The sequence below is a fragment of the Salisediminibacterium beveridgei genome (assembly GCF_001721685.1).
Lineage (GTDB): Bacteria > Bacillota > Bacilli > Bacillales > Salisediminibacteriaceae > Salisediminibacterium > Salisediminibacterium beveridgei.
Genome location: NZ_CP012502.1, coordinates 464052 through 478224 on the forward strand (window position 1 = coordinate 464052; position 14173 = coordinate 478224).

Sequence of the window (14173 nt, forward strand, 5' to 3'; positions counted from 1 at the left end):
CCTGTAGTCAGGTGAGACCGGAAAGGGCGCGGGCAAAAAGCAAAGAACGCACGTGCCGGAAGGTATCCGGCACGCGCGTTTTTTTTGCCTGAACAGGCAGGTTAAAGGAATGAAGTCAAGATGACCTTCCGGTTTACTCGACATCGTTTTTCACGGGAATCAGGTAGCCCTTACGGATACACTTGACGACGGCATCGGTGCGGTCCTGGGCGTCGAGAATGCGGATGATGCTGGCTGCAGTGATGTAGATGGTGGAGGAGGCATAGTGATGCTTTTCGACGATGCCTTTCGTGGTGGTTCCATTGGCAAGTTCTGTGAGGACCAGTTTCTCCGTTTTGTTAAACAGGTGACCCGCTTTTACCTCATTGAGAACGAAGCCTTCGATTTTTTGCTGCGAATGATGGTATTCAATCAAGGAATTCGCAAGCTCCCGTTGAAAAAATGATTCCAATGGAAAGTGTCCCTCCTGCAGGTAATTCATAATTCTCGTGAAGTACCGATCCAGGTTCTCGGTATAGATCATGCCGTGAACATTCAGAACCAAGAGGTCGATCAGAGATTTACAGGCATTGTCTTTGTCCACAACGAAAATGAACTTCCGGTCCGGGTAGTTTTCCAGCAGGCTTTTGGCTTCCAGTCCGTCCTGGATATCCTGAATATGAAAAAAGATCACATTTTCGACAATCCCCCGCACCTTGCCTCGGGATTCCACGGTCATCTGATGACGGTGGATGGTATCGGGGAGCTGACCTTCTTGTGACGTAACGAATAATGCGGTGTTCAGTTGACTAGGGCTGATCATGACGTTGGCACCTCTTCCGGTGAGTGTCTTTATAAAACATGCAAGCGATTGCACTTTGTTCGATAATTGAAGACTGCATAACTAAGATGCAGCCTAGTTTTAATTATACGTCAGTACCAGCGTTCTGCCATGAGTCGGGAGTGCCATATCGTACTGGGCCTATTTTCGACAAATTACGACAAAACTATTCGGCCGAGTTGTTAAGTCTATAATTTTTGACCATCCAGCCGGGAGAAAATTGATGCGACCGTGTCTTTTTGTTTCGATAGGTCCTCCTCGTTTCGGTTGTCGAGGTGCTTATAGATCACCTTCATGCGGGGGTTCTCCCGAAACCGGTCTTCGTGACGTTCAAGAAAATCCCAGTAGAGGCTGTTCAGCGGACAGGCGTCCGGGCCGTATTTTTCGTTGACATTGTAGACACAGTCCTTACAGTAGTGGCTCATGCGCTGGACGTATTTGCCGCTCGCAACGTAGGGTTTGGTGGACATGCTTCCGCCGTCTGCAAACAGTGCCATTCCGAGGACATTCGGGAGAACAACCCAGTCCAGGGCGTCGGTATACATCGTATAGAACCAGTTGGAGACCTGCTGCGGCTTGGCGCCGATCAGGTTGGCAAAATTTCCGAGGATCATCAACCTTTGAATGTGGTGGGTATACCCTGTTTCCAAAAGACCTGTCACGGTATCGGCCATGCAAAGCATGCGGGTTTCCCCGGTCCAGAACATGTCCGGGAGGTCCCGGTTGTGCCCGAGGGCATTCACTTCCTGGTAAGCAGGCATTGAGACGAGGTAAACCCCGCGAATGTATTCCCGCCAGCCAAGGATCTGCCTGATGAAGCCTTCGACGGCGTTCAACGGAGCGAGCCCGTCATGATAGGCAGCTTCAGCTTCTTTGATGACGTCCATCGGATCGAGAAGGGAGGCGTTGATCGCTGCGGACAACATCGAGTGGGACATATACGGGTCATGTTGCCGCATGGCGTCCTGATAGTCGCCGAAGGTCACAAGGCGGTGGCTGATGAAATGGGCCAACAGTTGCCTGGCACCGGTCTCCGTGACGGGCTGCCCGAATGTTCCGGCGTCTCCGTAGGTGTCCGGGAACTGTGCGGACACTTCGTCAATCACTGCCTTTGTGATGGCGTCTTGATCCGGTATTGCAGGTGCCGGGAAAGTGAGGTCTTGGGGGACTTTTTTCCGGTTCTCCTTGTCAAAACTCCACGCTCCGCCTTCTGGTTTCCCTTCAGGTGTCATGAGAATGTTGTATGTCTTTCTGAACTGGCGGTAAATCGGATCGAGCTTCCAGGAACCATTTTGAGGCAGGTGGCTCTCCCAGTCTTTCCCCGGGATGATGAAGCCTGTTTCCTCTGAAAAGTTCACGTTGACAGCGGGATTGTCAGCGATCCAGTTCTTGAGCCGTTCACGGAGGTGCCAGTCTGTCGGCCAGTGAAGGTGCAGGGATGCATCCGGGGAGTCAGCCATTGCATGATCCAGCCCTTGTTCAAAACGGTCTTTTTTCATATAGACATTAGGCCATTCATTTGGATGTAATGACTGCGCGAAATGACGCTGAATGGACCAGGCATGAACGATGCGGTGCTGGTGCCCCTCTCTCCAAAGATCATCGGCGTGTTCTTCGACAAGAAGGATCCGGTCCTCATCGGGGTTGAACGACGCCAGCCCGGGCTGGCGTAACGTGCATTGATGGGCGAGCAGAAAATAAAGGGTCATGGGGTAGGTCTCCTTTCAGGATTCTATTTGGGTGTACCCTAAATATCGTGAAACTAGTCCGGAAAAGCGAATGGCTGTTTTCGGAGGGGGGGATTTTCGCCACATGGCAGATTAGGGGCGTTGTGGGTCCCAAAAAGCCGCATTCCAGATGAGGAGCGATAGGTGGCACATAATCAGCAGACGGGGGTCAAATAAAAAAGAAGAAACGTGATTCGGCGCGAAAATGGGTTTTTTGGAAATCAGTATCATGATCTAACCGGCTGATCGCTGCCTTGGTTCGAATAATCTGAACCATTTTGAGCGAATCCGATCAATATATGCCATAATACAGGCAGGTGGTCAGATGTTTTGAGCGTTTTTGAAAGATTAATTGATTATTTTTGATTGAAATTGATAAATAATGATTGATTTTGACTGTGTAAGCGGTTATACTACAAATAACAACGAAAAGGTGTGAGTGAAAATGCTTACTTTTGAGCGGCATGAGTTGATTCTGAATTATCTGGAGGCGCACAACGTTGCCAAACTCCATGAATTAGTGGAGGTGACAGGTGCGAGTGAATCCACGATCCGACGGGATCTTACTATCCTGGAGGATGAGAAAAAATTAAAGCGGATTCACGGGGGTGCATCACGCATCCAGTCGAAACGGGATGAACCGACTTTCGTTGAAAAGGAAACCCGGTTTACGAAAGAGAAGGACAGCATCGGAAAAAAAGCAGCCACATTCATTCAACCCGGTGACTGCATCTATGTGGATGCGGGGACAACGACTCAGGCGATGCTGCCGTACATCGATCAGACCGATGTCACGATCGTGACCAACAGTCTGAATGTCATCCAGCAAGGCATCGAGCTTGGCCTGACACTGTATGTCATCGGCGGGTATGTGAAGTCCGGGACGCACGCGTTTATCGGCAAAGGTGCGGCAGATTCTCTCAGGGCGTACCGGTTTGACAAGGCGTTTATGGGAACGAACGGTGTGGATCTGGAATTCGGTTATTCCACCCCGGACCCCGAAGAGGCTCAGGTGAAGAAGCTCGCGATGGATCAGGCGAATGAAGCCTACGTATTGGCTGACGCGTCCAAATTTGGGGAATCGGCTTTTGCGAAGTTCGCAGGACTCAAGGAAGCAACGCTGGTCACAGCCAAAGACACGGAATCAGATGAATTTCTCAGGCAATTAACGAAGTCAGATCAGGTAGAGGTGGTGACAGATGATGATCTATACGGTCACGCTTAATCCTTCGGTGGATTACTACATGGACGTGCCGGATTTTACAGAGGCGGAGACGAACCGGGCCAGGGAAACGATGTTTATTCCCGGAGGCAAGGGGATCAATGTGACAAAGGTGTTAGAGAGTCTCGGTTCTGCTTCCCTGGCCCTTGGTTTTAACGGGGGATTCACAGGACAATTCATAGCGGACACCTTATCTTCAGAAAACGTCAGGCACGATTTTGTTCAAGTGGCAGGTGAGACGCGGGTCAACGTCAAGCTGAAGACTGACGTTGAAACGGAGATTAACGGGACGGCATTGGCCATTGCTGAGGAAGACATGAACAAGCTCATTGGCAAATTGAACGAGATGAAAAAGGACGACTGGCTGGTCCTTTCCGGCAGTGTGCCGGAAAGCCTGCCGACGACGGTGTATCGAACAATCACAGAGACGGTGGCTAAAAAGGGTATCCGGGTGGTCCTGGACACCAGTGGTGATCCGATGAAGGCGTCGCTCGGGCCGGATGTATACCTGGTGAAACCGAACAGGCGTGAGCTGGAGTGGCTCATGGACGAGGAAATCCGCGGTAGGGAAGATGCGATTCGACTCGGGAAGAACTTGCAAAAGCAGGGACCGGCCAACGTGTTGATTTCGCTAGGTGGTGACGGGGCGATACTCGTGACGGCTGAGTCGGTGTTCACTGCAGAAGTGCCCCCGGGGAAGTTGAGGCAATCCGTTGGTGCAGGTGACTCGATGGTAGCCGGGTTCATTCACGGATCGCAGGAATCACCAGACGATCCGCAGACAGCTTTTTGCTATGCAGTGGCGGCAGGGTCGGCTACGGCTTATGCCGATGGGCTGGCTGACAGCGATAGAATTCACAAGATTATGTCACATGTACGAATTCAAGAATGGAAAGGGGACGAAATGACATGAAGATCACAGAGCTGATTCAAACAGGCACGATCGAACTGGACCTGAAAGGTTCATCCAAGTCAGCCGTAATTGAAGAGCTGGCGGATGTTTTGGACCGGGCAGGGAAACTGTCTGACAGGAAAGCCTTCATCGAAGCGATCGAAGAGCGGGAGGAACAGACGTCCACAGGTATCGGTGAACAGGTTGCTATACCACATGCGAAAACAAAAGCGGTCAAAGAGCCGGCGATTGTATTCGGCCGGTCACTGGATGGTGTGGACTACGACTCGCTGGACGGTGAGCCTGCAAAATTGTTTTTCATGATTGCCGCGACGGAAGGGGCCAATCGTTTTCACCTGGATGCATTGTCACGGCTGTCCACCTTTTTGATGGACGAAAATTTCAGAGCCGGACTGTTGGGCGCATCCTCTAAAGAGGAAGTTCTTGAACTGATCGATGCCAAAGAAGAAGCGAAAGCGAAAGAAGATGAAGCGGATGAACAGGCGCAGGCTGCGTCTGCTGCGAACCAGGGTTCGAAGCCGTTTTTCGTTGCAGTAACCGGCTGTCCGACAGGCATCGCCCACACGTATATGGCCGCGGACGGTTTAAAAGATAAAGCCAAAGAGCTGGGCTTTGAGATCAAAGTGGAAACAAACGGTTCAGATGGTGTTCGTAATCAGCTGACCAAAGAAGATATCGCGCGAGCTGATGCGGTGATTATCGCTGCGGACACGGATGTGGAAAAGGAACGATTCAAAGGGAAGCCTTTGGTCAACGCTCCTGTTACCGCCGGGATCCGTAAACCGCAGGAGCTGTTGGAAAAAGCCAACAGCGGGAATGCCAACGTCTACCAGGGTTCTGGTGAAAGCGGGAATGGCGAGGACGAGGAAGACCGTCGCCCGGCATTTTACCGGCACTTGATGAACGGGGTATCGAACATGCTGCCGTTCGTAGTCGGAGGCGGTATCCTGATCGCACTGTCGTTCTTTTTCGAGGATCCGGTGAATAATGAGATCACACCGTTCGGTGAAATTCTCTCCTTCATCGGTGGCGCGAATGCGTTCTTCCTGATGGTACCGGTCCTGGCTGCCTTTATCGCGAGCAGTATCGCCGATCGGCCCGGTTTTGCAGCAGGGATGGTCGGGGGTCTGATGGCGACCAATGCCGAAGCCGGTTTTCTCGGCGGGATCATCGCCGGTTTCCTTGCCGGTTATCTCGTCCTCGGGTTCAGACGGATGTTCACATTTGTTCCACAGTCGCTCGATGGGATTAAGACGATCTTATTGTTACCGTTATTCGGGATTTTCACAACCGGGATTATCATGTACTTCATTATGGAGCCGCTGGCAGCGGTTCAATCGGGTCTCGTCAGCTGGCTTGACGGGCTTGGTACAGGCAACATTGTCGTGTTGGGGGTTCTGCTTGGAACGATGATGGCAGTGGATATGGGTGGACCGATCAATAAAGCGGCATTCACATTCGGGATTGCCATGATTGACGCAGGAAACTTCGCACCGCACGCAGCCGTGATGGCAGGCGGTATGGTACCGCCACTGGGCATTGCATTTGCAACGACTTTCTTTAAAAAGAAGTTCAACAAGCAAGAACGTGAGTCGGGCAAGACCAACTATGTCCTGGGGGCGTCGTTCATCACCGAAGGGGCCATCCCGTTCGCCGCAGCGGATCCGGCCCGGGTCATTCCGTCGATCATCGCCGGTTCTGCCGTCGCAGGGGGGCTGTCCATGGTCTTCGGGGCTGCAACAGAAGCACCGCACGGCGGGATTTTCGTCATCCCGCTCGTCAATAACGCACCGATGTATATCGTGGCGATTCTTACCGGAGCCGCGGTAACGGCCCTGCTCCTCGGTGTACTGAAAAAAGATGTTAAAACAAGCTGATCGAAGCGAAACACCAGTCCAAGGGGCTGGTGTTTTTCTGTGTTTCGGGAAATTGGCATTTCACTGAACGAATAACAGGAATTTAAACGAACAACAGGAATTTACTTTGACAAATGATAAAAAAAGTCAGACTTCAAAGGTATTTTATCATCACTAGGCAAGAAGACTCCATCTGATTCGCGATACGGGCATCAGCCCAGCGATTCAGATGGAGATGAATTGCCATCAGTCTTGCGATTGATAGATGTTTTAAATGAAAGAACAAGAGTTCGAAAATATATTTAGATTCATTTTTTGTTAAATGGTATAATGAGTGATATAGACTGAAAGGATTGACATTATTTATAATTAGATAATAATCATTCAGTGTTACTGTTGCATTACCTCTTAGTTTTGGTTGTTAAGTAACGAAATTAAAAAGTTGCTATGGAAAGAAATGTTTTGGTTGCGCAGCTATTGAAACACAAGGAATGAAGCAAACACCTTGACGTCGGTAAAGGAGGTGACAAAAATGACTAGGAAAAAACCGATTAAAGTATTGCGCAAGAAAAAGAAAACAGTCAATATGCAACGGTTCACTCAAAAACAGAACATTGGTCGCAGCACCCTTAGCGCTAGGGAGTTTCGACTTCTGCAACGCATGTCTCATAGTTCCAAGGCTTTGCGCAACGTAGGCTTATATACGATTAAACAAAAGTATTTGAATGAAAACAAAATGGCGACAACAAAAGAAATAGACAACGCAATGAAGGCCGATATGAACTATTGGGGCATTCAATCCAACTCCGTACAAGCGGTTCGAAGAACCTTACTCAGTGAAGTAAAGAGCTTCTTCGAAGCGTTAAAGAAGTGGAAAGCAACCCCTGAAGGTTTCACAGGTCGCCCAAAGTTCCCAAAGTATTCTCGTTCCACGGCTAAACGTGTCATCGAAATCTATCAAGTTCCCAAAGTGGATCAGGATGGATATTGGAATATTCCAATGAATACTGCTTTCAGAAAACGTTTTGGTCCCTTAAGACTGCAAATGCGAAAGAATTTAATGGATAAAAACATTTCTTACATTGAAATTGTGCCAAAGCAAAATGGTCGGTTCTTTGAGGCTCATTATGTATACGAAGTACCGATGTCTCAAATGAAGAAACAACAAACGACGACAAAAGCTTTGAGTTGCGATTTAGGTGTAGATTATCTTCTTAGTTGTACAACGAATCAAGGAGACGCCTTTTTGATGAATGGAAAGAAGTTAAAATCCATCAATCAGTACTTCAACAAAAAGATAAGCGAATTAAAACAGAAAAACATCGAAAACGGCTTGTCGAAACGCATAGTGACAAACCAAATAGCTTCTCTTTGGCGTAAACGAAATCTCCAAATAGACGGCTACCTTTCACAAACCGTAGGTTTGTTGTTCAAACAGATAAAACGACTGAACGTCGATACCGTGGTAATGGGTTATAATGCCGGTTGGAAACAAGAATCGCATTTAGGGAAGAAAAACAATCAAGAGTTCGTACAAATTCCTTTCCACAGATTGATTTCGGCTATTGAGAACAAGTGTCTCAAGGAAGGCATCCGTTTCGTTAAGCAGGAAGAGAGCTACACGTCTAAAGCTAGTTTTCTGGATCATGACGATATTCCGGTTTGGTCAAAAGGCGATAACACGATGTACTCCTTTAGTGGGAAGCGCCTATATCGCGGCTTCTATCGCTGTGAAAATGGACAATGCATCCATGCCGACATTAATGCAGCATTAAATATCCTTCGGAAATCCCAAATAGCAGAATGGGATGAAAAAACACAAATAAAAACGCCCATGATCATGGACGTTCAAAAACGTAAAGCTGTTGCTTAGCGCATAGCCTAGTGGGTGCGTCAACCATCCATGTGTACTCAACTTTTGTTGGGGCTTGTAGCACACGCCAGTTATATTCTGAGTGGTGGTTTCTTCCGAAAGGAAGAACTGCTCTTCCTCGGAAGGGTGGTGCAAGTGGGAAAACGATCGTACGTCGCCAGTACCAACCAAAAACAGTGATTTGAGAAGAACCACGCAGAGCGTCAACCTTTGTAAGAAAAGACCTGCTTGGCTATCTCAAGCCCCCACTGAAACGTTGTACCTCAGTGGGGGTTCGTTGACGCTATCTTTAAGGTAGATTTAGTTAATTGAGGTGACGAGAGTGGATAAATATGCCGAAATGCTGCAACAGTCAATCGATCAGCAGGTCTCAGATTGGAACAGCCGCGGTGGTGTTACAGAACGGGACATGTATCAGTTTTTTCACAGACTGAAAGGAACAGCTGCGACCGTGGGCTTAACGGATTGGGAAGATCATTTAAAACAGTCATTGCGGATACTGGATGAAGAATCCGATCAGGTACTGCGTGAGGAAGAGCGTCGTGACTATTTGGCACCGTTTGTCCTGAGTGATCCTGTGACGGATGTGACCCCTTTTAAAAATGCTGCGCTTTGGAAAGATGCGTCAGAGAATGCTGTCATTCTTGTCATTCATGAGAATCCGGATGATGCCGTCTGGCTGAGGGGAATTCTGGAGTTATCAGGAAAAGAGGTGGTGATGGCGCTCTCCATGAAGCGGGCATTGGACATGTCTTATAAAATGATGCCTTCTTTAATCATTGCAGATTATGCGACTGTACATAGCAGTGCGGAAGATCAAAATCCTCGGAAAAATTTAATGGAACGCGCTATTCGGGACTTTATTCCGGTGATTTATACAACAGCTGATTTCACACCGAAAGAAGCGCAGACGGCTTACTATGAAGGGGTAATTGATTACCTGGATGAAACGTTGTTTACAGAAATGATGCCGGCCATTCTCGACAACCGGATTCAATTCAGCCAAAAAGTTAATCAGGCGCTGATCATGGATGAGCTGACGGGGGTGTATAACAGGCGCTATATGAATAAACGCCTCAAAGAACTGACCGAAGGACATAGAAGAACGGCGGATCGTGGCTGGACGTTTGTCCTGATGGATCTCGATCACTTCAAAAAAGTGAACGATACCTTTGGTCACGCAACGGGCGACGAAGTATTGAAAGTGTTCGCTGCAATGAGTAAACAAGCCGCTGAGAATTGCGGTGAAGTGTTCCGTTATGGTGGTGAAGAATTTGCAATGATCATCCATTCAGGCAGTTCTGATGTTGTTGCAGGAGTAATCAACGCTGTCCGGGAGGCACTTTCACACCACGTTTTCAAAGCGGACGGCGTTTCGTTCACTGTGACGTTCTCATCAGGGGTGTATCGCCTTGATCATGAGGAGCCGGCACACCTTAAAAGCGTGATTGAATCAGCGGACCAGGCTTTGTATCAGGCAAAGAACAGCGGCAGAAACCGGACGCTGTTCTTCGAAGATCTGGATTTTTCAAACTTGCAATTCAAGGAAATTCGCCTGTTGATCGTGGATGATGACCCGGCCGTTTGCAGTTTGATCAAGGACAACGTGAGCGGTTGGGATCGTTTGGCGGGGTACCCGTTACACGTATACGACTATCAGACCGGGCGCGGGTTTCTGCAAAGAGACTGGTATCGTGAGGGGGATCTGTATTTCATTCTCCTGGATGGCAATCTGCCTGATACAGACGGTGTGGAAATCCTCGAAGAACTGCGGGCCAGTTATCAGAGTGACTCGATGGTAATCGTCATGATCACCGCACGCTCAGCCGAGCATGAAGTGATGCATGCATTGAACAAAGGGGCCGATGATTATGTTACAAAACCGTTCAGTATCGGTGAATTAACAGCACGCATCGAACGGATTTCAGAGCGCGTATTTACAACATGAACCCGGGAGGCGAAGAGAAATTGACCAGTCGCATATTAGTGGTGGATGATGAAGCGGTTTTACGGATGTTAATCGAAGACACACTCGAGAGCGAAGGGTATCTCGTGGAGACAGCAGAGGATGGTCAACAGGCGATGGAGCGGCTGACGGGGCATGATGCTCTTGTGGACCTTGTGATTATCGATTACATGATGCCCGAAATGACGGGCATCGAGGTTGTCAAAGAAATCAAGGAGCAGCAGGAAAAACCGCCGTTGTTTCTGTTACTGACGGCCAAACCCGATGAAGAAGAGGCAGGGAAACGCTATTCTGACTTGGGCGTGGATGCATTTATGGCAAAGCCGTTTAAGCCAAGTGAACTGGTGGAGCGGTTGAGGGGGATGCTATGAATAAACTCCTCAAGGGCAGAAGTATCCGGGGGACCTATCTGACAGTTGTCGGGGTGATGCTGCTGATTTTGCTGATCGCAGGGATCGCAGTCAGTTTCTACAGCTGGTCGACGTTAACGGATTTGAATGACCAGCGCGAAGATTTGAAATATAAAAACCAGGTTGTATCTGAGACGAGTGATCAGTTCAATGAAATTCTTTTTAGGGCAAGGGGGTACTATGCCTTCCTTGACCCGGCTGAAGAAGAGATTCTGTTAGAGAATCTTGAGTCTTTCCCGGATCAGCTCGAACGCTTCAGTGAAGTGGCGGAAACAGAACATGAGGCGAACCTTGCACATGACTTAGCCGATTTCTTCGATCAGTACGAGTCGTCACTATGGCCAGCGGCCAAAGCCTTTGTGGATGATGATGATATGGCAGGACTGCGGACGCTCTCTTCCGGGGGAACGAATGAAGTGGTGAACGAATTTCTGAACTTTTCAAGGGAATTTTCGAATGAATCAGCGAGCGAACTCGAAGCACTGAATAACAACATCCTGTCCCAATCCACTCAAAACCAGGTGATTCTGGTTTCGGTGTTTGCAGTGGTATTGCTGTTGTTTTTGATCATCGGAAACCGGGGACTTCGCTATATCATCAACCCGCTGGTTGATTTAAGAAATCAAGTGGCCGGTTTATCTGCCGGAGAAGTCGTTTCGACGCACTATGCCGCGAGAAAAGATGAGATCGGTGGATTGGCTTCGGCGTTTGAAGAAATGTCCGAACAAATCTACAAATCAGAAATCGAGTTGCTTTCTCAAAATGAAGAACTGAGAGCGCAGCAGGATTCATTGGAAGAATACCTGGAGTTGACGGAAGAAACGAACAAGAGAATCACGAACCTCAATAAACTGAATCAGATTTTATCTTTAAGTGAGAAACGAAATGAACATGCGTGGGCCGGCTTTCGTTATTTGAATGAACGGTTTCGTTTTGATAAATCGGCTTTCAGTATTTTGAATACAGATATCCTTCATGCGACAGGCCTTCAAAAAGACCAGGCCGATCAGATCGATGAGCGGATGCAGGTCATGTTGAATACCCTTGGAATGGATGCCTACCGGATGATCGAGCGGCCGGCATCTGCCTATGAACTTGGATTGATGGAGGACAGCGTATCTGCCTTTGAATTGACGATTCCGGTCCGGAATATGCAACGTGAGACCGTCGGCTATTTTACGGCGGTTCGAGCGGGGACACCATTTCATCAAGAAGAATTGGAAGAAATGACGGGCATTATCAAGCGGATTGAAGTTGCGTTGGAAATGGCCTACTCTGCAGAAATGATCAAAGAAGCGAAAGAGGTGAATCAGGCAATCATTGAAAACATCAATGAAGGCATTCAACTCATTGGTCCTGACGGGTCTTTATTGCAATATAACAAGTTCTCATGCATTCTCGTCGGATGTCAAAAAGGTCAAGCAGGCTATTCTTCCACAGAGCGTGAAGGGTTTACCTGGCTGCCTTTCTTCACGACACATTTGAAAGATCCTGAATCATTCGCCGCTTTTATTGAGCAGTCGGCAACGCAGGTGGAGGAAGATATCAAAAAATACACATTTGAAGTGGCGTATGAAGGCTATGAACGGGTCATGACCGTTTATGCGACGAAGGTGTGGCGGGATGAACAGTTTACCGGGACGATTTTCGTGTACCGGGATATCACGAAAGAAGCGGAAGTGAACCGGATGAAATCCGAGCTTGTCAGTACGGTGAATCACGAACTGCGAACGCCGCTCTCAAGTATCATGGGCTTCACGGAACGAATGCTTCATGCAGATCTCTCCCCTGAAAAACAGCGGACGTATCTGCAAGTGATTTTTTCCGAGTCTGAACGTTTATCCGAACTGGTCAATCATTTTCTTGATTTGCAGGAAATCGAAAACCAATCACAGAAATACCATATGGAGGAGCGGGACATCAGGAGCATTCTCGAAAATAGTATCGCTGCTTTTTCATTTGGCAAGAGGCATTCGTTGAGGCTTTTGATCGATACGCATTCTTCGGTTATTGAGGCAGATCATCGGGCGATCCAGCAGGTGATCGTCAATCTGTTGAGCAATGCGAAGAAATTTTCGCCGGATGGTGGACAGATTACAGTCCGGTTGAGTGAAAGCACAGACAGGGCGTGGCTTTATCTGTCCGTGAAGGATAACGGGATCGGGATAGCAACATCCGATCAGGAAAAGCTGTTCAGGAAGTTCGGGCGCATTACAAACGGCAAAACGCAGCATATCAAGGGAACCGGACTGGGGCTTGCCCTGTCAAAAGAGATCATGAACATCCATGGCGGCGATATTCTCGTTGACTCAAAAGCCGGGAGCGGATCGACGTTTACATTGACAGTACCCAACCGGAAACCGGATCGACAGTTTCCGTCAAAGAAGCGCGTCATGCTGTGCCTGTATTCATTGAGCGAGTTGCCGGGATTGACCGGTCAGTTGCTTGAACTCGATCATCAGCTGCTGATGATGGATCACATTGCCTCGCCTGAGGATTTTCTGGAGGTCATGGAAGATCTGGAAGTGATTTTCGTGCAAAAGCGAGATCACGAACGGAATGATTGTATTGCGGAAGTAACGGAGTTGGCTTCTTCACAGGGCGTTCGGGTATTTCTGGTGGGCGAAACAGAAGATTGTGATGTGGCGCAACCGATCACTAAAACGGACTACATGGAGTTGATGAGATGAGACAAATGGAAGAGCAATTGAGCAAGCTGCCGGTGACTGCGGTATCCGACGCCTTGAAGGGGCAGACCAATATGAACCCGGCCATTCAGCCGGTAAAAGAAGAGCTGCGGTTATTCGGGCGTGCCCATACCGTTAAAGTCCGCGCGGCGGATAACAAGCTGGTGCTCCGCGGGATTTCCGAGGCGAAGACAGGCGATGTGCTCGTCGTTGACGCGAGAGGATGGCGTGAGAACGCGGCGTGCGGTGATTTCGTGGTGGGACTTGCGAAGACGCTGGGGCTTTCAGGTATGGTGATTGACGGGGCCGTGCGTGACCTGGCCGGTATTCGTGATCTGGATTTCCCGGTGTTCTGTCTGGGCACCACGCAAGCCGCCAGTGGCCGGCACGGGACCGGTGAAACGGGTGTACCGGTTTCCTGCGGAGGTGCAGTCGTAAAACCAGGAGACTGGATCATCGGAGATCTTGACGGTGTGGCCGTGATTCCTGCAGGCGAAGAAGAACAGGTGCTGATCGCGGCACAGAAGAAGCTCGAAGCAGATGAAGCACGGGAGAAGAAGGTCTTGCAAAACGTTGCAAGCGCACGGACGTATTTGGATGACGTGTTACAATAATTGATGACTGTCCCCTGCCGGAAGGATGATGCCTGGCGGGGGACTTTTGGTATTCGAAGAGAAGTCCAAGATTGTCCGATGCTTT

11 protein-coding genes are annotated in these 14173 nt (G+C 48.9%); 9 read left to right on the forward strand and 2 right to left on the reverse strand.

Annotated features, from left to right (window positions below):
• Window positions 1-133: 133 nt before the first annotated feature.
• Both BBEV_RS02000 and BBEV_RS02005 read right to left on the reverse strand, forming a co-directional pair.
• The gene (locus BBEV_RS02000; RefSeq protein ID WP_069363938.1) at window positions 134-802 is read right to left on the reverse strand and encodes a helix-turn-helix domain-containing protein; all 669 of its coding nucleotides are present in this window, start codon (window positions 800-802) and stop codon (window positions 134-136) included.
• 206 nt (window positions 803-1008) lie between these two features.
• Entirely contained in the window at window positions 1009-2529 is a 1521-nt protein-coding gene (locus tag BBEV_RS02005) for a cryptochrome/photolyase family protein (RefSeq protein ID WP_069363939.1), read from the reverse strand.
• Window positions 2530-2992: 463 nt separating this feature from the next.
• Between BBEV_RS02005 and BBEV_RS02010 the strand changes: the two genes are divergently transcribed.
• The 9 genes from BBEV_RS02010 to BBEV_RS02045 all read left to right on the forward strand — a co-directional run bounded on the left by BBEV_RS02010 (window position 2993) and on the right by BBEV_RS02045 (window position 14088).
• Window positions 2993-3772, forward strand: a complete 780-nt coding sequence (locus tag BBEV_RS02010) for a DeoR/GlpR family DNA-binding transcription regulator (protein WP_069363940.1) — start codon at window positions 2993-2995, stop codon at window positions 3770-3772.
• Complete coding sequence (gene pfkB / locus BBEV_RS02015) at window positions 3747-4682, forward strand: 1-phosphofructokinase (protein ID WP_084007175.1); 936 nt, start codon at window positions 3747-3749, stop codon at window positions 4680-4682. The genes BBEV_RS02010 and pfkB overlap by 26 nt, the downstream gene beginning before the upstream one ends.
• Window positions 4679-6559 carry a PTS fructose transporter subunit IIABC gene (locus tag BBEV_RS02020; RefSeq protein WP_069363941.1) on the forward strand — a complete coding sequence of 627 codons (1881 nt, stop codon included), beginning with the start codon at window positions 4679-4681 and terminating at the stop codon, window positions 6557-6559. The genes pfkB and BBEV_RS02020 overlap by 4 nt, the downstream gene beginning before the upstream one ends.
• A gap of 511 nt (window positions 6560-7070) precedes the next feature.
• A complete protein-coding gene (locus BBEV_RS02025) occupies window positions 7071-8411 on the forward strand; it encodes an RNA-guided endonuclease InsQ/TnpB family protein (protein ID WP_069363942.1) in 1341 nt (446 codons plus the stop codon).
• A 30-nt stretch (window positions 8412-8441) separates the two neighbouring features.
• Window positions 8442-8591, forward strand: a complete 150-nt coding sequence (locus BBEV_RS17765) for a hypothetical protein (protein ID WP_232318252.1) — start codon at window positions 8442-8444, stop codon at window positions 8589-8591.
• Between the two features lie 142 nt (window positions 8592-8733).
• Window positions 8734-10359 (forward strand): diguanylate cyclase, encoded by a 1626-nt coding sequence (locus tag BBEV_RS02030; protein WP_069363943.1) that lies wholly within the window; start codon window positions 8734-8736, stop codon window positions 10357-10359.
• A complete protein-coding gene (locus BBEV_RS02035) occupies window positions 10356-10748 on the forward strand; it encodes a response regulator (RefSeq protein ID WP_069363944.1) in 393 nt (130 codons plus the stop codon). The genes BBEV_RS02030 and BBEV_RS02035 overlap by 4 nt, the downstream gene beginning before the upstream one ends.
• Entirely contained in the window at window positions 10745-13477 is a 2733-nt protein-coding gene (locus tag BBEV_RS02040) for a HAMP domain-containing sensor histidine kinase (protein ID WP_069363945.1), read from the forward strand. Before BBEV_RS02035 ends, BBEV_RS02040 begins: the two co-directional genes overlap by 4 nt.
• A complete protein-coding gene (locus tag BBEV_RS02045; protein ID WP_069363946.1) occupies window positions 13474-14088 on the forward strand; it encodes an RraA family protein in 615 nt (204 codons plus the stop codon). Before BBEV_RS02040 ends, BBEV_RS02045 begins: the two co-directional genes overlap by 4 nt.
• Window positions 14089-14173: the final 85 nt, after the last annotated feature.